The organism is Herbaspirillum autotrophicum (assembly GCF_001189915.1).
Classification (GTDB): domain Bacteria; phylum Pseudomonadota; class Gammaproteobacteria; order Burkholderiales; family Burkholderiaceae_D; genus Herbaspirillum; species Herbaspirillum autotrophicum.
In genome coordinates this window covers 30173-52457 of the sequence record NZ_LFLS01000039.1, presented here as the reverse complement: position 1 = coordinate 52457, position 22285 = coordinate 30173, and the positions used below count along the sequence as shown (strand labels likewise).

23 protein-coding genes are annotated in these 22285 nt (G+C 60.0%); 6 read left to right on the top strand and 17 right to left on the bottom strand.

What is annotated here, in order from left to right:
- The 5 genes from AKL27_RS23355 to AKL27_RS23335 all read left to right on the top strand — a co-directional run bounded on the left by AKL27_RS23355 (position 1) and on the right by AKL27_RS23335 (position 4319).
- A complete protein-coding gene (locus AKL27_RS23355) occupies positions 1 to 1389 on the top strand; it encodes a Do family serine endopeptidase (RefSeq protein WP_083439244.1) in 1389 nt (462 codons plus the stop codon).
- Between the two features lie 292 nt (positions 1390 to 1681).
- On the top strand, positions 1682 to 1891 hold the full coding sequence (locus tag AKL27_RS23350; RefSeq protein ID WP_157057062.1) for a hypothetical protein: 210 nt from the start codon (positions 1682 to 1684) through the stop codon (positions 1889 to 1891).
- A 55-nt stretch (positions 1892 to 1946) separates the two neighbouring features.
- The gene (locus tag AKL27_RS23345; protein WP_083439243.1) at positions 1947 to 2546 is read left to right on the top strand and encodes an SCO family protein; all 600 of its coding nucleotides are present in this window, start codon (positions 1947 to 1949) and stop codon (positions 2544 to 2546) included.
- A gap of 13 nt (positions 2547 to 2559) precedes the next feature.
- Positions 2560 to 3021 (top strand): copper chaperone PCu(A)C, encoded by a 462-nt coding sequence (locus AKL27_RS23340; RefSeq protein ID WP_050465285.1) that lies wholly within the window; start codon positions 2560 to 2562, stop codon positions 3019 to 3021.
- A gap of 113 nt (positions 3022 to 3134) precedes the next feature.
- Positions 3135 to 4319 carry a GGDEF domain-containing protein gene (locus AKL27_RS23335; RefSeq protein ID WP_050465275.1) on the top strand — a complete coding sequence of 395 codons (1185 nt, stop codon included), beginning with the start codon at positions 3135 to 3137 and terminating at the stop codon, positions 4317 to 4319.
- Positions 4320 to 4328: 9 nt separating this feature from the next.
- Here AKL27_RS23335 and AKL27_RS23330 read toward each other — a convergent pair whose 3' ends face one another.
- The 16 genes from AKL27_RS23330 to argH all read right to left on the bottom strand — a co-directional run bounded on the left by AKL27_RS23330 (position 4329) and on the right by argH (position 20073).
- Positions 4329 to 5846 carry a cryptochrome/photolyase family protein gene (locus AKL27_RS23330; RefSeq protein WP_050465274.1) on the bottom strand — a complete coding sequence of 506 codons (1518 nt, stop codon included), beginning with the start codon at positions 5844 to 5846 and terminating at the stop codon, positions 4329 to 4331.
- 9 nt (positions 5847 to 5855) lie between these two features.
- Positions 5856 to 6287 (bottom strand): nuclear transport factor 2 family protein, encoded by a 432-nt coding sequence (locus tag AKL27_RS23325; RefSeq protein WP_050465272.1) that lies wholly within the window; start codon positions 6285 to 6287, stop codon positions 5856 to 5858.
- Positions 6284 to 7060 carry an SDR family NAD(P)-dependent oxidoreductase gene (locus AKL27_RS23320; protein ID WP_050465270.1) on the bottom strand — a complete coding sequence of 259 codons (777 nt, stop codon included), beginning with the start codon at positions 7058 to 7060 and terminating at the stop codon, positions 6284 to 6286. The genes AKL27_RS23325 and AKL27_RS23320 overlap by 4 nt, the downstream gene beginning before the upstream one ends.
- A 12-nt stretch (positions 7061 to 7072) precedes the next feature.
- On the bottom strand, positions 7073 to 7621 hold the full coding sequence (locus tag AKL27_RS23315; protein WP_050465284.1) for a DUF3833 domain-containing protein: 549 nt from the start codon (positions 7619 to 7621) through the stop codon (positions 7073 to 7075).
- Positions 7622 to 7661: 40 nt separating this feature from the next.
- A complete protein-coding gene (locus AKL27_RS23310) occupies positions 7662 to 8906 on the bottom strand; it encodes an MFS transporter (RefSeq protein WP_050465269.1) in 1245 nt (414 codons plus the stop codon).
- Positions 8903 to 9529 (bottom strand): chalcone isomerase family protein, encoded by a 627-nt coding sequence (locus AKL27_RS23305; RefSeq protein WP_050465268.1) that lies wholly within the window; start codon positions 9527 to 9529, stop codon positions 8903 to 8905. Before AKL27_RS23305 ends, AKL27_RS23310 begins: the two co-directional genes overlap by 4 nt.
- Position 9530: 1 nt before the next feature.
- Entirely contained in the window at positions 9531 to 10799 is a 1269-nt protein-coding gene (locus AKL27_RS23300) for an SAM-dependent methyltransferase (RefSeq protein WP_050465267.1), read from the bottom strand.
- A 9-nt stretch (positions 10800 to 10808) separates the two neighbouring features.
- Positions 10809 to 11621 carry a DUF1365 domain-containing protein gene (locus tag AKL27_RS23295; protein ID WP_050465283.1) on the bottom strand — a complete coding sequence of 271 codons (813 nt, stop codon included), beginning with the start codon at positions 11619 to 11621 and terminating at the stop codon, positions 10809 to 10811.
- A gap of 16 nt (positions 11622 to 11637) precedes the next feature.
- Positions 11638 to 12975 (bottom strand): NAD(P)/FAD-dependent oxidoreductase, encoded by a 1338-nt coding sequence (locus AKL27_RS23290; RefSeq protein ID WP_050465266.1) that lies wholly within the window; start codon positions 12973 to 12975, stop codon positions 11638 to 11640.
- A 133-nt stretch (positions 12976 to 13108) separates the two neighbouring features.
- Positions 13109 to 13447, bottom strand: coding sequence for a hypothetical protein (locus AKL27_RS23285; RefSeq protein WP_083439246.1), 339 nt, complete (start codon positions 13445 to 13447; stop codon positions 13109 to 13111).
- A gap of 377 nt (positions 13448 to 13824) precedes the next feature.
- Complete coding sequence (locus tag AKL27_RS23280; RefSeq protein ID WP_050465264.1) at positions 13825 to 14541, bottom strand: ABC transporter ATP-binding protein; 717 nt, start codon at positions 14539 to 14541, stop codon at positions 13825 to 13827.
- Positions 14538 to 15296 carry an ABC transporter ATP-binding protein gene (locus AKL27_RS23275; RefSeq protein WP_050465263.1) on the bottom strand — a complete coding sequence of 253 codons (759 nt, stop codon included), beginning with the start codon at positions 15294 to 15296 and terminating at the stop codon, positions 14538 to 14540. The genes AKL27_RS23280 and AKL27_RS23275 overlap by 4 nt, the downstream gene beginning before the upstream one ends.
- Positions 15296 to 16177: a branched-chain amino acid ABC transporter permease gene (locus AKL27_RS23270; RefSeq protein ID WP_050465262.1), complete on the bottom strand. Its 882-nt coding sequence runs from the start codon at positions 16175 to 16177 to the stop codon at positions 15296 to 15298. The genes AKL27_RS23275 and AKL27_RS23270 overlap by 1 nt, the downstream gene beginning before the upstream one ends.
- Before the next feature lie 4 nt (positions 16178 to 16181).
- Positions 16182 to 17063 (bottom strand): branched-chain amino acid ABC transporter permease, encoded by an 882-nt coding sequence (locus tag AKL27_RS23265; protein WP_050465261.1) that lies wholly within the window; start codon positions 17061 to 17063, stop codon positions 16182 to 16184.
- Between the two features lie 195 nt (positions 17064 to 17258).
- On the bottom strand, positions 17259 to 18416 hold the full coding sequence (locus AKL27_RS23260; protein ID WP_050465260.1) for an ABC transporter substrate-binding protein: 1158 nt from the start codon (positions 18414 to 18416) through the stop codon (positions 17259 to 17261).
- Positions 18417 to 18678: 262 nt separating this feature from the next.
- Positions 18679 to 20073 carry an argininosuccinate lyase gene (gene argH / locus AKL27_RS23255; protein WP_050465259.1) on the bottom strand — a complete coding sequence of 465 codons (1395 nt, stop codon included), beginning with the start codon at positions 20071 to 20073 and terminating at the stop codon, positions 18679 to 18681.
- Between the two features lie 223 nt (positions 20074 to 20296).
- Here argH and AKL27_RS23250 point away from each other — a divergent pair, with 223 nt between their 5' ends.
- The gene (locus AKL27_RS23250) at positions 20297 to 21124 is read left to right on the top strand and encodes an HDOD domain-containing protein (protein WP_050465258.1); all 828 of its coding nucleotides are present in this window, start codon (positions 20297 to 20299) and stop codon (positions 21122 to 21124) included.
- 95 nt (positions 21125 to 21219) lie between these two features.
- Here AKL27_RS23250 and AKL27_RS23245 read toward each other — a convergent pair whose 3' ends face one another.
- On the bottom strand, positions 21220 to 22260 hold the full coding sequence (locus tag AKL27_RS23245) for a dienelactone hydrolase family protein (RefSeq protein WP_232311080.1): 1041 nt from the start codon (positions 22258 to 22260) through the stop codon (positions 21220 to 21222).
- Between the last annotated feature and the right edge of the window lie 25 nt (positions 22261 to 22285).

The window sequence follows — 22285 nt, the reverse complement described above, 5'->3', positions numbered from 1 at the left end:
ATGGCTGCGGTGAGTTGGCGCACAGGATTACTGTTGCTGGTGGCATTGATGCCATTGGTTCTGGCGGCGCCGGCGCGGGCGCAGATCACGCCGCCCAAAATGCCGACCGATTTTGCGCCACTGGTCAAAGCCTATGGCCCGGCGGTGGTCAACATTGGCGTGGCACGCGAGCCGGTGGCATCCTATCCCGCTCTGGATGAGCGGCAACGGCGCTTGTATGGCGCGCCGCCGCAAGACAATGCCGATGACAGCAGTCTCGGTTCCGGTTTTATCGTCAGCAGCGACGGCTACATCCTGACCAATGCCCATGTGGTCGAACGTGGTAGCCAGATCAGCGTCAAGCTGACCGACCGCCGCGAATTCCGGGCCCGGTTGATCGGTCTCGATACGGTGGCCGATGTCGCCTTGCTCAAAATCGACGCCAGCCGCTTGCCGACCGTGCGCATCGGCAATCCGGCACAGGCTGAGGTCGGCAGTTGGGCGCTGGCCATCGGTTCGCCCTATGGTTTCAGCAACTCGGTCACGGTCGGCATCATCAGCGCCAAGGGCCGGGTGTTGCCGGGCGCCGATTACATTCCCTTCCTGCAAACCGATGTGCCGGTCAATCCGGGCAATTCCGGTGGCCCGCTGTTCAATCTGAAGGGCGAAGTGATCGGCATCAATTCCCGCATCTACAGCCGCAACGGCGGCTATCAGGGCTTGTCCTTTGCGATCCCGATTGATGTCGCGATGCGCATCAAGACCCAGTTGCAAAACAAGGGTACCGTGACGCGCGGCCGCATCGGCATGGCGGTGCAGGAAATCACGCAAGCACTGGCCGATTCGTTCCGCCTGCCACGTCCGGCCGGGGCGCTGGTCAGTTATGTGGCGGTCGGCAGCACCGCTGACAGCGCCGGTTTGCGTCCCGGTGACGTGATCTTGAAAGTGCGCGGCAAGGAAGTGGTGCAATCGGCGGATGCACTGATTCTGATTGCCGATATTGCTCCCGGGGAAAAGGCGGAACTGACAGTCTGGCGCGAGCGTGCGCCGTTGCAACTGAGTGTGGAAGTGGGGCGCTTTGAAACGCGGCCGTTGGCGGCCCGCGCCGAACATACGACGCCGCTGGGGATTGTGGTGCGCCCCTTGTTGCCGCAGGAACTGCGCATCTTGCGGCTGGAAGGTGGCTTGCTGGTGGAACAGGCCAATGCCGCCGCGACCCGCGCCGGACTCAAGGCCGGCGACCTGATTCTGGCGCTCAATGGTCAGCCGCTGGCCAGCGTCGAAGCACTGGCCGATGAAATCCGCACCGCCGACGGCGCTGCCGCCTTGCTGGTGCAGCGCGGCTCGGCGCGCATGTTCGTGCCGGTGGAGGTGCCGCGACAAGCGCCATCACGCGCGGCAAACGAATAATTGGCCGGCGGCAGATTGTAAGGTTTTGTAAAAACAGTGCGGTCTTGCCGCTGCCGGTTCGTCTATACCTGTAGCTGGTCAATGTGACCGCCTCGTTTATTCTCCCCGCAGCGGGCATTCGCCCGGATGCGACAATTTGCCACATGTTGCCGGCAACCCATTTTTCTTATACTGCACAACGCTGCCTGCTTTTGTCACGGCCTCAATGTCGTACCGCAAAACCGGGCGTCATCTTTCCATGCCGCGCAGTGCGCGTGGTCCGAACCAATCCGAAGGAATTGTTCCGTTGCGTTTGTCGAATCTTCAAGTGATTTTGCTATTGCTGCTGGCCGGCACCGTGCTGATTGCGGCCGTGCTGAAATATACCAGCGTGGCCGGCCGCATTCCGGCTGCCATGTGGGATATCTGTACCACGGTCATCGCGCCGGCCAATACCGCGGCAGCAGGCCGGGATACCCCCGGTCGCGCAGTGGCGGCGCCGGTCATCCCGGCGAATCGCTGAATTCCTGTCATCCATGCCTGCGTGGGCGATATCGCACACGTCTACCGGAGTCTCCATGTTGCGTCGTTTGCGTCATCCATTTTTCCTCGCCGCGTTTCTCGGGCTGTCGTTGCTGCTTGCCGGTTGTCAGCAAAATCAGAGTTTTTCACCATCGGCCATCGATATCACCGGCGCTGAATACGGCAAGAATTTCAAACTCAATGATCCCGATGGCAAGCCGGTCGCGTTGAGCGATTTTCACGGCAAGGCGGTCTTGGTATTTTTTGGTTTCACGCAATGCCCGGATGTCTGTCCGACCGCACTGTCACGTGCCGCCGAGGTACGTAAAAGTCTTGGCAAGGACGGCGACCGCCTGCAAGTGATTTTTGTGACCGTTGATCCTGAACGCGATACCCCGCAAGTGTTGAAAAGCTATACCGCTGCCTTCGATCCGGGCTTCCTCGGCTTGTCGACCGATCTGGAAAACACCCGCAAGACCGCCGATGCCTTCCGCGTGTATTACGCCAAGGTGCCGACCGGCAGTTCCTATACGATGGACCATACCGCCATCAGCTATCTGTACGATCCCGCCGGCAAGCTGCGTCTTGCCGTGCGCCCCGAAGCGAGCGTCGCCGATGTGACACAAGACGTTCGCACCCTGTTGCAATCTTCCTGAGAAAAACATGTTCATGAAAAATACAATGTTGGCTGCCGTCTGTCTGCTGGGTTCTTCGCTGGCCTGTGCCGAAGTCACGATTGCCGATCCGTGGGTGCGGGCCACGGTGCCGGCGCAAAAGGCCACGGGCGCCTTCATGCAGATGACCTCAACCACCAACGTGAAACTGGTGGCGGCACAATCGCCGGTAGCCAATGTGGTGGAAATTCATGAAATGAAGATGGATAACAATGTCATGAAGATGCGCCAGATCACCGGCCTCGATCTGGCTGCCGGCAAAATGGTGGAACTCAAGCCGGGCAGTTATCACATCATGTTGCTGGAACTGAAGCAGCAAGTGCGGGAAGGCGATGCGGTGCCGGTCAGTCTGGTCTTCGAAGATCAGAACAAACAGCGGCAGACGGTCGACGTCAAGGCCGTTGGCCGGCCGCTCAATGCCGCCGGCGGTACACCGGCAGCCAAGAGCATGCATTGAACCGCCTTGGAAACAGAATAAGCACCTTGTGATTATGATCGGGTAATTGCAGGCGGGCAATCCGGCTGGTATTACAATAGCTGCCGTACATCAACTTATCCCCGCCGGATTGCATGTTTCCCCTGACCCTGATTATTGTCGCTACTGCATTGCTGTGTCTTGCCATGATGATGGTGCTTGGTTCTCTGCTGCGTACCGGCATTCCGGGCGTGCGCGAGTGGTTTGGCGCCAATCTGGCGATGATCGCAACCTTGCTGCTGGTGGCCGGACGCGGGCAGATACCGGATTCCTTATCAATCGTGCTGAGCAATACCATGCTGGCATTGTCGGGCGCCAGCTATTACGCCGGCTGCGCCCGCTTCCTGGCGCGGCCACCGCGCTGGCGCTGGTTGCTCGGGGCCACGCTGCTGCTCACGCTGGCCATCATCAACTGGCGTTACGTGGTCGACAGCGTCGCCATCCGGGTGCTGGTCTCCACCACGTTCAGTGCCGTCATCTGCCTTGGTATCGCGACCTTGCTGATCCGTTACCGGCCGCGTAACCGCAGCCGCTACAACTATTGGTTCGCGGCGCTGCTGGCGCTGATTTTTGCGGCGTCGCAGATTGCCCGCGGGGTCTGCTTTCTGGTGCTCGATCCGCAACCGGGCGACCTGTTGTTCGGCAATATCTGGAATACCGCGTTGCTGACGGTGGGCGGCGTGGTGATGCCGGTGATGACCATGTCGGCGGTAATGATGATCCATGATGTCATGCTTGGTGAGGTGGAGCATGCCGCCAATCACGATCACATGACCGGCGCCTTGTCGCGCAAGCGGCTGGAAACGGTGGCGGCGGAGCAGATCAGGAATGCGCGCCTGCATGGCCGGCCGTTGTCCTTGTTGCTGATCGATCTCGACCATTTCAAACGCATCAATGACACCTATGGCCATGCCGGCGGCGATGCGGTGTTGCAGGAATTCGTGCGCATGGCGCGCAGCTTTCTGCGCGGCGGCGATGTGGTAGGACGTCTGGGCGGTGAAGAGTTCGGCGTGTTGCTGCCGAATGCCGATGCGGATGCCGCATTGCACATTGCCGACCGTCTGCGCGAACAGGCCGGGGCGCAGGTGGTGCGCGGTGAATTCGGCGAGTGCCGTTACAGCATCAGCGGCGGGGTGGCGACACTGGGCGGCGAGGATTCATTCGAACAGTTGGCGGTGCGGGCCGACCGCGCTTTGTATGCTGCCAAGCACGGCGGCCGCAATCGGGTCCTGGCGGATGCCGGCGACACCGCATTGCCGGCGCTGGCAGCAAGCTCCTGACACCGGGCATCAATCGTCGGTATCGGTTTCCGCGCTGATGCTTTTCTTGACCACGGCATAGCGCAACAAGGTCCGTTGCCGCGCCACGGCATGATCCACCAGCGGCCGCGGATAATCGAGGCCGAGGTTGACCCCGGCCGCAGCCAGTTCAATCGGCGCGCACAACCACGGCGCATGAATCCGCTTGTCCGGCAACGCACTCAGTTGCGGCAGGTAACGCCGGATGAACTTGCCTTCGGCATCGAATTTTTCAGATTGCGTGACCGGATTGAAAATCCGGAAATACGGTTGTGCGTCGCAGCCGGATGACGACGCCCATTGCCAGCCGCCATTGTTGGCCGACAGATCGAAGTCATTCAGTTTTTCGGCAAAGTAGCGCTCGCCCCAGCGCCAGTCGATGCCCAGATCCTTGGTCAGAAAACTGGCCGTAACCATGCGCAAGCGGTTATGCATGTAACCGGTCTGGTTCAGTTGCAGCATCGCCGCATCGACCAGCGGATAGCCGGTACGGCCCTCGCACCATGCCGCAAAATCTGCCTCGGCCTGAGCACCGCTTTCCCACACGATGGCGTCGTATTCCGGCTTGAAGGCATAGCCGGTGACGCGTGGATGGTGATGCAGGATCATGAAATAGAAATCGCGCCAGACCAGTTCCGACAGCCACACTGCGGCACCGCGACTGCCTTGTCCGGCGCGCATGGTTTCCAGTGCCAGCCGTGCCAGCGTGCGGATGGAGATGGTGCCGAAACGCAAATGCACCGACAGATAGGATGGCCCCTTGATCGCCGGAAAATCACGTGTATCGCCATACAGGCCGAGACGCGGCAGGAAATCGTTGAGCAACTCCTGCGCGCCGGAGACGGCGGTCGGAATGCGCAAGGCGCGCAGATTGGACGGTTTGAAGCCGAGGTTGTCGAGTGTCGGTTTCGGGGTGGGGCGGCCATCGGCGCGCTGCCATGGCGGCGCCAGCCGGTCCAGATAGCGCTCGACCGGATACGGCTGCAAATAGAATTCGCCGTCGGCGGCAGCCAGTCTGGCCATCCAGGCATTTTTGTAGGGCGTGAAAACAGAAAACGGTTTGCCGGCCTGAGTCAGCACTTCTTCTTTTTCAAAGATCACCTGATCCTTGAAACTGAACCAGCTGCGGCCATCCTGTTGCAGTTGGCGTTCGACGCCGGTGTCACGCAGCAGCGCCGCCGGTTCATAGTCGTGGTTGGCGAACACGGCATCGACGCCCAGTGTTGCCGCCAGCGCTGCAATCTCTTGCGGCGCCGACGCGTGGCGCACGATCAGCGCGCCACCGGCGTCGCGCAGTGCGCTGTCGAGTTCATCGACGGCGGCCATGATGAAGTCGATGCGGCGGTCGGTATGCACCCCTGCGCTCAGCAGCGGATCGAGGATGTCGCGGTCATACACGAATACGCAATACACCTGACGGCTTTGTTTGAGGGCGTGATACAGCGCGGCGTGGTCGGTCACGCGCAAATCGCGTCGGAACCAGACCAGGGATTTTTCAAATGTTGCCATGAGGAATAATTATTTACGGGCGATACGTTTCAGGATGCGCATCAGGCTGCCAAGCAGCGGCAGTTTCTCATACAGCTCTTCGGCGGCATCCCAGTAGTCGCGATGGTAACTGACGCGGCCATCGGCGGTGAAGCGAAAATGGGTGGCACCGCGGATACATTGCTCGGCGTTTGCAAAGCGCGGCATGTAGAACAGAAAATCCCAGGTCAGAAATACCTGATCATTCTGCAATACCTGGGTGGTGACGACGAAGCGCGGGTCTTTGACTTGCACGAACATGTGGTTGAACAATTGTTGAATCGCCGGCAAACCGCGCACCTCATTGAACGGGTCTTTGAAGAAGGCATCGGCGGCGTAGATCTGCGCCACCCGCTCGGTATTGCCGGCCGTCAGGGTCTCGAAGAAAACGACCAGTTCACGCATGTGCTCTTGATGGTTCATAAGCCGGTAGCCTTGTGGACGAGTGCAAAGTACAGACGATACGGCAGCATGCGCATGAGGCGCAAGACATTGGTAAAGCGGCGCGGAAAATGAATCAGGAAATCGCCGCGCCTGAGGCCGTGCACGATATCGGCGGCAGCTTGTTCGGGCGTAATCAGTGCCGGCATCGGGAAGTCATTATTGGCCGTCAGCGGGGTGGCGACAAAACCGGGCGTGATCAGATGGACACCGATGCCGTGTGGCCGCAGATCGAGAAACAGGGTTTCGCTGAGGTTGATCAGCGCGGCCTTGCTGGCGCCGTAGATCAGGGCTTTCGGCAAACCGCGATAGCCGGCCACCGAGGCCACGATGCCGAGCGCGCCGTGTTGCTGCTGCAACAAGGTCGGCAACACCACATCGAGGCAGCGCAAGACGCCGTTGAGGTTGAGGTCCAGCAACTGTTCGGCTGCGGCCAGATTGAAATCGTCGGCCCGCATTTCGGTATAGACGCCGGCCACGATCAGGACCAGATCGATGCCTTGCCATTGCGCCATCAGCGTGGCGTGGGCCTGTTGCACCGCAGCGCCGTCGGTGATGTCGAGCGGCAACACCAGACTGTGCGCATGGCCGGCGGCGACCAGTTCCAGTCGGTGCTGGCTGCGCGCCGACAAGGCTACCCGCGCACCTTGTTGCAGCAACAAGCTGGCGGTGGCGGCGCCAATGCCGCTGGAAGCGCCGATGATCCAGACCCGGCGTTGCCGCCAGTCCGTGATGGGAGGGTTCAAGGCGCGCATGGCAGGATGCTCTCAGGGTTTGTAAAAGGACAGGGTGACATCACCGAGATGAATGCCGAATTTGCTCATCACGGCGCGGTTGAGCATGACGCGGTCATTCATCAACACCATCAGGTCGTCGAAGTTGACGTTGTAGACCTTGTCGCCGACCGGCAACGCCAGCACGTAATTCCAGTGCAGGGTATTGCCGCTGGTGATGCCGATGGCGTCGCCGACGACGTCGTCAGCGCGGCCGATGTAGCGATCCGGACCGGTCCTGGTCAATGTCCAGACGCGCCGCTGGGTAGTGCCGTCGGCATAGGTAAAGTGTTCATCGAGCGTGCCGGTATCGCCTTGCCACTGGCAATCGATGACGACGTCAAAGCGTTTGACGACCTTTCCGGAACGATCCTGGAACATGCCATGCGCTTGCAGCCGGCCATTGAAATATTGCTTCAGATCGAGCACGGGTTGTTGGTTGGCGTAGTACGCCGGATCAATGCCGGAACTACAGGCACTGAGCAACAATGCCATGACGACGGCAGCGATGGCGAGCAGGAGCGGGGAGCGGTGTTGGTGCATGATGCGTCCTTGGTCAGATTGCAGATTGAGAAGCACGTGTTCAAATGTCGGTCAGCGGTGCGCGCCACAGCACCAGCAGCGCCAGCAGTTTCAACAGACAGGGCAACGCGGCGTAAATCAGGACCAGTGCCGCGATGCCATCCACACTGGTGGTGCCGGGCCGATAGCCGAGCCAGTCCAGCAGCGGCAGCGCGACGCCGGCGGCCAGCGCCAGATTGAGTTTGCTGCCGCAATTCCACAAGCCGAAGTAACTGCCTTCGCGCTGGCCGCTGTGCCCGGCGTTGGCAATCACTGCTGCCAGCAATGCCGCCGGCAGCACCAGATCGGCCCCGAGCGCGGCGCCGGTCAGCATGCAGATGAGGCCGAATGACCATAGCGCCGCCGCCGGTAATTGCACAATCCAGACGAACGCCAGCAAGGTCAGCAGCATGGCTGCCATCCACACGCGCGCTTCGCCATGACGCTTGGCCAGCGCGACCCATAACGGCATCGACAGCGCGGCGGCGGCAAAATACAACACCAGAAACAGGCCGGCCTGATCCCCGAGTTGCAGGCGGTCTTTGGCAAAGAACAGAAACAGGGTGGCCGGAATCGCGGCGGCGATGCCGTTGAGCATGAAGGCCGCCAGCAGCCAGCGGAAGCGCTGATTGTGGAACGGTGACAGCCAGCTGCGCAGACCCGGGGCCGGCAAATTTTCAGGTCGCCGTTGCGGGCGGGGCGACCACAGCAGCAAGGGCAACAAGCTCAGCAGCAGGCTGGCGACAAACAGCCAGCACAACGTATCCATGCCATACAGCGGCGGCAGGATGGCCGCCAGGATGACGCCGATCAGGCCGCATCCTTCGCGTGCCGCACTGAGGCGCGCGCGTTGTGTCAGTGCTTGCGTCAGTGCCGCGCCCCAGCTTTGATAGCTGATGGTCGCCAGACTGAAACCAGCGTAGACCGTTACCGAGGCGGCAGCAAACCAAGGCAATACCTGCGCGCTGTCCAGTGCCGGCGGCCGGAACAGCGCAATAAAGCCGAATGTCAGCGGCAGCGTTGCCAGCAAGATCGCCTTGCGATAACGGTGGCGCGTGCGGATGCGGTCCAGCGCCAGGCCGATCAGCGGGTCGAAGCTGGCATCCAGCAGCCGCATCAACAACAGCGCGGCGCCGATGACGCTCAGCGACAGGCCGAATTTCTCGGCGTAGAACTGTGGAATGTACACATACAGCGGCAACGCCACCATCGCCAGCGGCAAGCCGAAGGCGCCGTAACTGAACAAGGCGGGCCGGGTCAGGGTCATTGCTCCCCCGCAGTGGCGGCAGAACCCGGCGCGGCACCCTTGAGCAAGGCGCTGCGCAGCGCCGGCGCACTGGTCGACGGACTGAGCCAGATGGCAAAGAAGGCGCGCCCGAAGGCATCGTCATCAATGCTGCCCAGCAACTGCGCATCTTTGTAAAACTGCACGCCGCGATCCGGCCGGTAAATCCCGGTCAGACGGGTGCCGTCTTGCACATCGGGAAACATGGCACGCATTTTTTCGCGCCACTGATCGCGCTGGGCCGGCGTGCCGGATCCCTGACGCGCCATTTCATCAGCGCTGGCATCGGCAATGCGCCGTCCTGCCAGCGCCCGGCCGTAACGCAAGCTCAGTGCGAACGGCGCTGGCATTGCTGAAGTCGCGGCATCGTTGCGAACACCGTCACGACCGACCCACAGTTCGGCGTCGTAGATCAGCAAGCCGAACCAGCGATAGCTGCCTTGTCCGGCCAGACGCGCATCAGGTACGGCAGCGGCGATGCCGGCCGGGACCATGCTGCCGGCTGCGGCGGCGGTACCGGCCCACAACCATCCGAGCAACAGCGCATACAGGCCGGCATGCAGAGCGATCCGCAACCACAGCGATGGCGACAAGGCGCGGCGCATCTCAGTCCTTTTGCAGCGTGAACTGCATGACGTTGATGCTACCGGCGCGGAAGCCCGCCTCGCAATAGGCCAGATAGAAATCCCAGGTGCGCAGGAAGCGGTCATCGAAGCCTTGTGCCTTGACCTCACGCTGGCATGCCTTGAATTGCTCGCGCCACAAGGCCAGGGTGTGCGCATAATCCTGACCGAAGGCATAACTGTTGACCACCGACAGACCCTGACGGCGCGCCTGCTCGCAGAATTCCGAGGGTGACGGCAGCATGCCGCCGGGGAAAATATATTGCTGGATGAAGTCGCTGCTTTTGCGATAGCGGGCAAACAGGGCGTCGGCGATGACGATGGTCTGGATGCAGGCACGGCCGCCCGGTTTCAGGTTGCGCTTGAGGCACTGGAAGTAGCCGGGCCAGAATTGTTCGCCGACGGCTTCAAACATTTCAATCGAGGCGATGCCGTCGAACTGTTGATGGACGTCGCGATAATCTGTCAGTTGCAGGTCGGCATTGGCCGCCAGACCGGCAGCGCTGAGCCGGTCGCGGGCAAACTGCAATTGCTCGGAAGACAGGGTCAGGCCGGTGACCTGCGCTTGTTGCTGACGGATCGCAAGTTCGGCGAAGCCGCCCCAGCCGCAGCCGATTTCCAGGATGCGCGCGCCATCCGGCACTTGCAATTGCTGCAAGATGCGACTGTATTTGGCTTGTTGTGCCTGTTCCAGCGTCTGCCCGGGCGCGCCCGAAAACAGCGCGCTGGAATAGGTCATCGACGGGTCCAGCCACAAGTCATAAAAGGCATTGCCGATATCGTAGTGGGCGTGGATATTTTTGCGGCTGCCGTGTTTCGAGTTGCGGTTCAGCAGATGTTTGATGCGGTAAAACAGATTGCCCCACCAGGTCCCATAAATGGCCGACTCGATGGCTTCGCGGTTGTGCACGAACAGTTCGATCAGTCCCGGCAGATTATCGGTATGCCAGTCGCCGTCGATATAACTTTCGGCGAAACCGATATCACCCGAACGCAAGGCGGCATAGCAGACATTCCAGTTTTTCAGCGTGATGGTGACGGCGGCCATCTGCTGATCGGCATGGCTGCCGAAGAATGCCGTCTGGCCATCGGGCAGATGCATGCGCAGATTGCCGTATTCCATCTTGCGCAGCATCTGGAACAGCAAACGCGCCTGCGACGGCAATTGTTCGGTACGCAGATCGCCGCTGTGCGGCAGACCTGTCAGCGGTGCCGGATGCAGGGGAGTAGTGGGCAGAGTAGGATGGTTCATCGGGATACCTTATCGGGATACCTGGTCGGCGGGAGGCGTGGGTTTGCTGAAAAAAGGTACACGCTTGCACCACAGGCGCAAGGCTTGCCAGTGAATTCTGACGATGACCCCAACGGTCATCAGCGGGTACGTGAAGAACGCGCGCAGCACGGCGCGATCGCTGAGTTCTTGCGCCCGTCCCGAGAGGCTGGTGCGCAACAGCGGCCCCTGCTCATCATCATGGTTGATGGCGGCCAGCGTGCGTATCGCCCAGGGGTGAGCGCCGCCGTGCTGGACAAAGCGAAACCGATAGTGGCCGGCGACAGCGCAGAAGGGCGAGACATGAAACAGTTTGCGGGCGCTCAGTTCCTGACCCCAGGCCATCACATCGCCGGTATCGAGCAGATAGCAATGCCGCTCGCCAAAGGTATTGCAGACTTCGCAGACGATGGCGCGCAATGCGCCGTCCGTGCGATGGCAAAACCAGAACGAGACCGGATTGAAGACATAGCCGAGTACGCGCGGGAAGCACTGCAGCCAGATTTCGCCGTCGGCGTCGTGGATGTCGTTGGCGTGCAGCAAGCCGTCGATCCAGTGCAGCGGCGTTTGCTTGCCGTCGCCGTGATCGCGGTCATGAAACGACAGCAAGTTGAAACGATTGCGCGATAGCAGGCGGCTGTTGAAATTGCCGGCACCGAGCGTGCGCAGCGGGATGCGCAGGAAGTACACGCCATAGTCGAAGCTGTGCACGGCCGGCCGCAGACGGCTGTGATGGACGCTGCCGAAACACAATTGCACCGGAGCCGGACTGGCTGGCGCAGTTGCGGAGATGGTGGTGGTCATCATGTGCCTCTCCCCGTCAGGCCGCGACCATATCGCGGGTTGCCAGCGGCGCCGCGCCGGACGCCCGTTGCGCAATGGCGGCGGCGACCGCCAGGCCGGATTTGAGGCCATCCTCATGAAAGCCGTAACCGGTCCAGGCACCGGCAAACCAGGTGTTGCGTTTGCCTTGCAGCGCCGCCAGTTGTCCTTGCGCCTGGACGGCGGCGGCATCGAATGCAGGATGAGCGTAGTCGAAACTGGCAATCACATGCTCCGGCGCGGGTGCGTCAATCGGATTGAGCGACACGATCAGCGGCGTGCTGAATGGCAGCGGTTGCAATTGATTGAGCAGGTAGTGCACACACACGTCCGGTTCGGCGCTGTTGCGGCTCTGATAATTCCAGGCCGACCAGGCGCTGGTATTGGCCGGCAGCACACTGGCGTCGGTGTGCAAGATGGCGCGGTTCGGCTGATAGGGAATGGCGGCCAGCACGTCGCGCTCACGCTGATCGGCGTCGCCCAGCAATGCCAATGCCTGATCGCTGTGGCAAGCCAGCACCACGTGATCGAAGGCCGTGGTGTCGTAAGCGGTGGTGACTGCGACATAAGGACCGCTGCGGCCTTCGCGGCGCAGCACGGCTTGCACCGGGGTTTGCAGACGCTTGTCGGCGATGCCGGCCAGCATTTTGTCGACGTAGTGGCGGGCGCCGCCTTTGACGGTGTACCACTGTGGCCGGTTCTGCACTTGCAGCAATCCGTGGTTATGGCAAAAACGGATGAAGGTGGCGGCCGGGAAGGCCAGCATCTGCGCTGTCGGGCAGGACCAGATGCAACCTGCCATCGGCAGCAGATACCAGTCGCGGAAGGCGGTACCGTAGCCGTGTCGGGTGAGGAAATCGGCCAGAGACAGTTGCCACGCTTGCGGATCATTGGTTTGCGCGATGGCGGTGGCCTGGCGGTTGAAGCGCAGGATATCCCGCAGCATGCCCAGAAAGCGGGGCCGCAGCAGATTGCGGCGTTGCGCGAAGACGGTATTGAGACTGGCGCCGGCCCATTCCAGGGTGCGTTCGCCAAACCGCGATGGCACCGGCAACTTGACCGAAAAGGACATATCGGTCGCCACCGTAGTGATGTTCAGTTCCTTGAACAGGCTGACCAGATGCGGATAGGTACGGTGATTGAAGACCAGAAAGCCGGTATCGACGCCGCAAGTGCGGCCGTCCAGCGTGACGTCGACGGTATGGGTGTGGCCGCCGAAGTAATCGTTGGCCTCGTACAGCGTCACGTTCCGGCCGGCCTGCGACAGGCGATAAGCACAGGACAGTCCGGCAATGCCGGACCCGATAACGGCGATTTTACCTGCAGTGTTCCTCATGATTTTTTCCGGTATTTTTCATGGCTGTTGATTCAGCGCTTAATGTCATATACGCAGCAGACATCAACATGGATGCACGGCAACCGGAAAAAACTGCAAATACATGGGAACGGCCTGATCGGGATGGCCGGACTCAGTTGAATTCGAACAATTCGTCCTTGATGATTTGCTTCTTGCCCCAGTAGATATTGCACAGGCGCGCGACTTCGGTATTGTCTTTGCTGACCGGCACGCAGCCGCCGCGAATCTCCACCACCTTGCCGCCATCGGCGCGCGACAGCGGGAATTCGATGGCCGGACCGGGCGGGATGGTATGGCGCAGACGGATATCTTCGGCAAAGTCATCGGCCAGCGTAAAGATCAGGTCGCGGTCGACCACCAGTGCGTAATAGTCATGGCGAAACGCCGAGCCGCGCGTGATGCAGATCGACGCGCTGGACTCGGCGTCTTTCCGGGTGCGGCATTCAGGCATGTTGTCTTGCCCGCGGGCAGAATGGGAAAGCAGTGTGATGGCTGCGACGAGAACTCCCGCAATACTGGTTTTGATCATGTCATCCGTTGGCAGGTGAGGCGCAGACCGGCTGACCGATGTTGGCAAAAGCGGCTGCGGGTCAGGGGCGTGGCGCGAGGTTGTTATGCATTTGATAAAAGCAGGTCAGAATGTACAGCGAATGATAAATAGTTGCAACAGGGAAATATTTTGCAAGGATTTCTATTGTCGTGAACGGGAAAGCCGGGCGAGGGATGTCGGGTGATATGGCGGCACCAATGAAAAACGGCGGTCTGGATGACCGCCGTTGTGGCTGTTACCGGTTTTTCCGCGGCCGCCGGCGGCAGCGGATCGTCGTCTCAGCCGCCGAGGTAGGCTTCCACCACTTTCGGATTGTTCAGCAAGTTGGCGCCGGTATCCTGCAGTACGATCTTGCCGGTTTCCAGCACATAGCCGTGTTGCGCGATCCGCAGCGCCTGCCGCACGTTTTGTTCGACCAGCAAGACGGTGAGGCCGGTCTTGTTGATTTCCCTGACGATGCGGAAGATTTCCTGCACCATCAGCGGCGCCAGACCCATCGATGGCTCATCCAGCAACAGGACGCGGGGTTTCGCCATCAATGCGCGGCCGATGGCCAGCATTTGTTGCTCACCGCCGGACAGATTGCCGGCCAGACCCGCAGCACGCTGCTTGAGCACCGGGAACAGCGAATACACCCAGTCCAGATCGACAGCAACCTGTGCCTTGTCCTTGCGGGTATAGGCGCCGAGCGCCAGATTTTCACTGATGGTCAGCGTGGTCAGAATGGCGCGGCCTTCGGCCACCTGCACGATACCGCTCTGCACGATGCGATGCGGCGACAGCGAGACGATGTCTTCACCGTCCAGCAACACCTGGCCGCGACCGGCCTTGACCAGACCTGAAATGGCCAGCAGGGCAGTACTTTTGCCGGCGCCGTTGGCACCGACCAGCGCCGTGATTTCACCCTTGTTGAGCGACAGATCGATGCCTTTGACGGCTTCGATATGACCATAGGAAACCGCCAGATCGCGGATGTCGAGAATCTTGCTGCTCATGCTTCTTCCTTGCCGAGATAGGCTTCGATCACTTCCTGATTGTTCTTGATCTGGTCCGGCGTGCCTTCGGCGATGATCTTGCCGAAGTTGAGCACCGCTACGCGGTCACACAGGCCCATCACGAACCGCATGTCATGTTCGATCATGAAAATCGAGAAGCCGCGCTGCTTGATGTTCAGGATTTCGGTCATGAGTTCGGTCTTTTCCGAAGGATTCATGCCGGCCACCGGCTCATCGAGCAACAGCAATTTGGGCTTGGTCGCCAGTGCGCGGGCGAATTCCAGCTTGCGCTGTTCGCCGTAGGACAGGCTGTCGGCCAGCATCTCGGCCTTGTGGTCGAGGCGTACCCAGGACAACAATTCCAGTGCGCGCTCGCGGGCTTCCTTCTCGATCTTGCGGAACGAGCCGAGATTGAGCAGCAGGCCGCCGAAGCCATAGTTGAGATGGTCATGCATGCCGACCACGACGTTTTCCAGCAGCGTCATTTCCTTGAACACGCGAATGTTCTGGAAGGTACGGGCGATGCCGCGTTCGGTGATCTTGTGCGGCGCGACGTTGCCGATGTCTTCGCCATCGAACACGATGTTGCCGGACGATGCACGCAGCAGACCGGTGATCAGGTTGAACACCGTGGTCTTGCCGGCGCCGTTGGGACCGATCAGACCGAAGATGCCGCCTTGCGGGACTTCGAATTGCACGCCTTGCAAGACTTGCAGGCCGCCGAAGTTTTTACTGATTTGATTGAATTGCAGCATTACTTCACCTTCTTGCTTGCAGGGTTGCGGCCTTGGCGCCAGGCGCGGATGCGGCGCGGATCCCAGATGCCCTTGGGCAGATACAGCACCACCAGCACCAGAATCAGACCATTGGCCGCCAGACGGAAGTCCTTGAAGTGACGCAGCACTTCCGGCAGCAGGGTCAGGATGGTCGAGCCGATGACCGGGCCGATCAGGTTGCTGGTGCCGCCGAATACGGCCATGGTCAGAATGTCGACCGCATTTTCAAAGGCGTAGTTGTTGGGGCCGATGGTGAACGTGTAGTGCGCATTGAGACCGCCGGCGACACCGGCAATCGCGGCGCCGATGACGAACGCCAGCAGTTTGTAGCCGGCCACGTTGACACCCATCAGGCGCGCTGCCACTTCATCTTCCTTGATCGCCTCGAAGGCGCGGCCGACCTTGGAGCGACGTACCCGCGCCAGAAAATATACGGTGGCGCCGAGCAGCAGCACGATATGCCACCATTCGGTAATCGGCGGCACGCCGTTGAGGCCCATTGGGCCGCCGGTGATGTCCATGTTGAGCACGATCACGCGCACTACTTCACCAAAGCCCAGTGTCGCCATCGCCAGGTAAACCCCGGACAGGCGCAAGGTCGGAATCCCGATCACCAGCGCCACCAGTGCCGGCAGTACGCCACCGGCTGCCAGCGCCACCGGAAACGGCAGACCGGTCTGCATCGTGATCAGCGACGCGGTATAGGCGCCGATCCCCATGAATGCCGCATTGGCCAGCGACAACAGGCCGCACGACAGCGTGACGTAAATTGACAGGGCCAGCATGGCGTTGACGCCAATGCTGAAAATGACGGTGTTATATGTGGCCCAGAAACCATCCCACCATTCCATGAAGCTCATGTTGCTAAGCCTTCCTTTCCAGCACTTTGCCGAACATGCCGGAAGGCCTGACCAACAAAATCAAAAACAGTAAACCGAATGCCACCGCGTCGCGGAAGTCACTCGAAATGTAGGCCACGGTCAGCACTTCGGCGAAGCCCAGGAACAGGCCGCCGATCATGGCGCCGCGAATATCGCCCATGCCGCCCAGAATGATCACGGCGATGCCTTTGTGCAGCATCGGCTGACCCATGAACGGCGAAATGGCGTTGAAGGACAGGCCGACCAGTACGCCGGCCGCGCCGCCGAGTGCGGCAGCGGCAAACGAAGTCAGGAAAAACAGGCCTTCGACGTTGATGCCCAGCAAATAGGCCGCCTTCGGCGACTCGGCAATGGCGCGCAGCGCGCGGCCCAGTTGCGTACGGCGCATCACGGCCAGCAATACCAGCATCAGCACAAAGGCGATGACCACGATGCCGACCTGCACTGCGGTCACATGCATGTTGCCGATGGTGACGCTTTCTTCCGGAATGGTGCCGACCGGGAAACGTTTGTTTTCCGCACCGAACAAGCCTTGCGCCAAATTGGTCAGCATGATGGCGACACCGATGGTGGCAATCATCGGAATCAAGTGGGGGGCGTTGCGTTTGCGTAGTGGTTTCAGTACCAGCACATCCACCAGCAAGCCGATCAGACCGGTCGCGACCATCGCCGCCAGCATCGCCAGCCATAACGGCAGCGCCATTTTTTCGACCAGCAGCAGTGCGGCATAGCTGCCGAGCATGAAAATCGCGCCGTGCGACAGATTGATGACCCCGAGCACGCCGAAGACCAGTGTGAAGCCGAGCGCAAACAGGGCATACACACTGCCCAGCGAAAGGGCATTGATAAGTTGTTGTTCTAACATTAGAGCCTGCGAATGGTGATGAGGTAGCCGCGCCGTTGTCTCACCCTGGCTGGCGATGTATCCCTCGTTACATCAGAAAAGCGACGCTTGTAACGGTCTGTTCTTTTTCTCGATCGGTTACAACGAAAAAACCGCATCGGCGCCAGCAACTCCCATCCAAACCGGAGTCACTGGCGCCGTTGGCTGTCTTGCCGGTTACTTCAGCAGGACGAACTTGCCGCCTTTGGCGATGTTGACGATGGCTTCCTGCTGCGCATCGAAACCAACTTGCTTGCCGGCCACGGCCGGAGCCGGACGGAAGGCAAACTTGCCAGTGGCGCCATCAGTAGTGACGGTTGGCAGTGCTACGCGCAGCGCATCACGGTCCTTGGTCAGATCACCGCTGAGCTTGACGTTCTTGAGTGCTGCCGCAACGATGTGCAGGGCATCATAGGCTTGTGCCGCGAACTGGTCAGGATCGGAACCGAACTTGGCCTTGTAGGCAGTGATGAATGCCTTGTTGGCTGGCGTCAGGTTTTCAGCCGACCATGGGCTGCCCATGACAGTGTTGTCACCGGCGTCCTTGGCGATTTCAAACAGCTTCGGCGAGTTCAGGCCGTTGCCGCCGATGAACGGTTGCTTCATGCCCAGCGCGCGCGTTTGCAGAATGATGTTGGCTGCTTCTTCTGCCAGGCAGGAGCACACGATCGCATCCGGATTGCCGGCCTTGATCTTGGTCAGTTGTGCCTTGAAGTCGACGTCGCCCTTGGCATACGCTTCAGTTGTCGTGACCGGAATCTTTTGTTGTTCCAGCGTCGACTTGAAGACGTCGTAACCGCTCTTGGTGAAGGCATCGTCGTTGCCATAGATCACGGCGACCTTCTTGATGCCGAAATGCTTCACTGCTGCCTTCACGGTAACCGGCAGAACGTCGGCTTCCATGACGGAGTTGCGGAAAGTGAACGGGCCCATGGCAGTGATGCCGTCGGCGGTGTTGCTGGTACCGAACACTACCACCTTGGAGGCGTTGGCGATCGGGTCAGCAGCAAAGGCCGAGTTGGACAGGGTAGGACCGAACACGGCCAGTACCTTGTCTTGGAAAATCAGTTTTTTGACGACGTTGATGGCTTCTTCTTTCTTGCCTTGTTCGTCTTCTGGAATCAGAACCAGTTTGTTGCCATTGACGCCACCCTTGGCGTTGACTTCATCAGCAGCCAGTGTGAAGCCATTTTTGATGGCGATGCCGTATTTTGCGGCCGGACCGGTCAGTGCAGCAGCCAGTCCCAATTTGACATCGGCTGCCAGTACGGCATTAGACAATGTCACGCCCAGCAGCAGCGCCGGGAGGGTTTTTAACATGGTGTTCAATTGCATTGCGTTCTCTCCTTGGTTAGATATTCTTATTGATGCATCCGGTGTAGCGGATTCATTTATCTCTTCCTCGTCAGACTGTTGTGCAGTCCATGGGTACAACCGGCCAAGAATACCGTAAACCGGCTGGAACATCCTGTTGCGCTGCACCCTGATAAGGTGCGGCGCGACAGTTTGTGGTCTCCGCGAGGCGAAGGTGGTGCTTATGACAATGGGTAGTGCTGTGTTGCTTGCTGCCGGTACTGCTTTTTCGTTGCGTTGCTGCTTATGCCAGTTCCTTGCGGATCGCGGCAATCGCCTGCCGCACCTGATTCGGTGCCGTGCCGCCGATGTGATCGCGGGCGGCGACCGAACCTTCGAGCGTCAGCACGGCAAAAATATCGGCTTCGATCAGCGGCGAGAATACTTTCAGTTGTTCCAGTGTGAGATCGGACAGGTCGCAGTTCAGATCGACACAGCTGCGCACGGCGCGTGCCACGGCTTCGTGGGCGTCGCGGAACGGCAGACCTTTCTTGACCAGATAATCAGCCAGATCGGTGGCCGTGGCATAACCTTGCAGCGCGGCAGCGCGCATGGCTTCCGGCTTGACGGTGATGCCGCGCGCCATGTCGGCGAAAATGCGCAGGGTGTCGGTCAGCGTATCGACGGTATCGAACAGCGGTTCCTTGTCTTCCTGATTGTCCTTGTTGTAGGCCAGCGGCTGGCCTTTCATCAGGGTCAGCAGGGCGATCAGATGACCGTTGACGCGGCCGGTCTTGCCCCGCGCCAGTTCCGGCACGTCCGGGTTTTTCTTTTGCGGCATGATCGAGGAACCGGTGCAGAAGCGGTCGGCGATATCGATGAAGCCGATGCGCGGGCTCATCCAGATCACCAGTTCTTCCGACATGCGCGAGATGTGGGTCATCACCAGCGCTGCGGCGGCACAGAATTCGATGGCGAAGTCGCGGTCGGAAACGGCGTCCAGCGAATTGCGGCAGACATCGTCGAAACCGAGTGTCTGCGCCACGCGCAGGCGATCAATCGGGAACGTGGTGCCGGCCAGTGCGGCCGCGCCGAGCGGCAGGCGGTTGACGCGCTTGCGGGCGTCGGTCATGCGTTCGGCGTCGCGGCCGAACATTTCGACGTAAGCCAGAATGTGATGACCGAAGGTGATCGGTTGCGCCACCTGCATGTGGGTGAAACCGGGCAGGATGGTGTCGGCGTGTTGTTCGGCCAGATCCAGCAGGGCGCTGCGCAGGTCGCGCAGCAAGCCGTTGATGTCATCGATGGCGGCACGGATGTACAGGCGGATGTCGGTGGCGACCTGATCGTTGCGCGAGCGGCCGGTATGCAAACGCTTGCCGGCATCGCCGACCAGTTCGGTCAGGCGTTTTTCGATATTCAGGTGGACGTCTTCCAGATCCAGCAGCCATTCAAAGCTGCCGGCGTCGATTTCCGCGCTGATCTGCTCCATGCCGCGACGAATGTCAGCCAGATCCTGGGCGTTGATGATGTTCTGATGCGCCAGCATTTCCGCATGGGCAAGCGAGCCTTCGATATCGAACCGGGCCAGCCGCTTGTCAAAAAATACGGAAGCGGTATAGCGCTTGACCAGATCGGAAACAGGTTCGGAAAAGCGAGCCGACCAGGCTTCGCCTTTTTTCGATAATTGAGCAGTCATAGTTGGTACCGTGCGGAGAATGGGCGATTATAGCAAGCCGACGCCGTTTGAGCCATGCCGATGCCGGATCCGGCAGGGATTGCCAGTGTTTTTTGCCGGCCTCTTGTTGTTCCTTAGGCGGATTCGCGCAATCCCTGCACCGGCGGCCAAATCTTGTGGCTATACTCGAAGCGTTGTTATCGGGGGTATTCACTTTGTTGAAGTAATCCGTTCGGGGGAATTTATGAATTTCGATGCATTGTTTCAGCAGCCGGCCGCCTTGCCCAGCATTCCTAAAGTAGTGCAGGAGGTAATTGACAGTTTTAACGACGACAACGTTGCAATCGAGGAAATTTCCCGGAAGTTAAGTGCAGATCAGGTGCTCAGCGCCAAATTGCTGCGACTTGCCAACTCTTCCTATTACCACGTCTCGCGCAGTATCGGTACGGTGGATGATGCGGTGCTGATGCTGGGTTTCATGACGGTGCGTACACTGGTAGTGAGTACCGGCCTGACCGGCAGTTTCAAGGCCATGCCCGGTGTCGATCTCAAGCAGTTCTGGCGTTACAGCCTGCATACCGCCACGATTGCGCGCTGGCTGGCGAAAAAGGTGAAGGTGAATTCCGATCTGGTATTCACGGTCGGGCTGATGCACGCCATCGGCCAATTGGTGATGCATGCGGCGATGCCGGAACAAATGTTGCAAGTCGATAAAACTGCCGGGGCGCTCGATGCGCGTCGGCTGGATGTCGAGCGCACTACCTTTGGATATGATTTTGCCGATGTCAGCGCTGAGTTGGCGGCACGCTGGCGATTCCCGGATGACTTTCCTTGTATCATCAAGGCGTTTTCCAATCCGTTGGGCGAAGCGCCGCTGAACAAGGCCGCAGCCGTGATTCACCTCGCCGCATGGCGGGCGCGGGCGGAAGAAAACAAGTATTCGCGCGAGGAAATGGAATCGACTTTCCCTGCCGAGGTGGCGGCAGCGCTGGGTGTCGCGCCCACACTGTTGCTGGACGACATGCCGCCGCTGGAAGAATTGGGGGCGGGAATGGAAGCGTTGGTCAGCTGAATGCGTTGCAGTCCTGCCTGAGCGGTTACTACCGTTCAGGCAGGTTCAGGTACGCCCGTCAATATGTGCTCTCCCTGTCGGCGGGAGCAATCAAATCAATCGAACTTGTCCTTGAGAAATTTCAGCATTTCCTTGTAGGCATCGGCACGTGCCGTTGGATTGGCGCCGCTGGTGACGCCGTCGCGGCCGGCACCGCTGATATCGAAACGGACATGCACCGGCGTGCCGGGCGCATCGAAGTCATGATAGGTGTCGGGATAGAGGCGCAAGGTGATCGGCGTATCGCTGCCTTCGAGGCGCTTTTCCAATGCTTCGCATGCTTCCGGCGGCGTCCAGTCGTCGTTTTCTCCCATCAGGATCAACAATGGCGCCGCTGGTTTGTAGGGCGAAGTCTTTTTGGCGTAAGTAACGCAGTTGGGATAAAAGGCAATGGCTGCTTTCGGCTGTATCTTGCGCACGGCGACATCGGTTTGCGCCAGATTGAGCGCCGACAACAAGGTGCTGGCGCCGTGCGACCAGCCGAGCAGGGCTACCCGGCTGGGGTCGACTTCCGGCTGTGTGGCCAGCCAGCGCAGTGCGGCCTGCACATCATGGCGACGGTTGCTGCTGCTGATGTTGCGCTGTTCCATGCTGGCCTGGCAGATCGCGCGCTTGCCGCGCGGGGTAAAGCTGTCCGGGAACAACACGTTGTAACCGGCATCGGTGAGGGCGCGTGCCATGGCGATGTGGCGCGGCGTGAATTCACTGCGGTTGTCGCGAATCACGCTATACAGGCCGCCGCAGCCATGCAGGGCAATCACGGTGGGTTTCTTTTCCGGTCCCCTGGCGGTGCTTTTGATCCAGAAGCCGAACAGGGCCGTGGCTTTGCCGCCGCTGTCGCTGATGCTGGTCAGCGTCACCCGCTCACTGCGCATCGGCGGTGGCGATGGTGCCGCCTGCACGATCGTGACGCAGCTCAGCAGCCCGCTCAGGGCGAGCGCACGCAGCGCGATAGGTAGAGTATTTCCCCGGAATGCCATGACTTCCCCTTGTGCGAGCCGTCCGTCGTTATTGCCGCGGACATAGATATAAGTGGCTATTTTACTGACAAAAAATGGCAACGACGTTACCAATGACCAACATTTGATGTTGCTCATCTGCATTTCCATGAAGCAATTGATG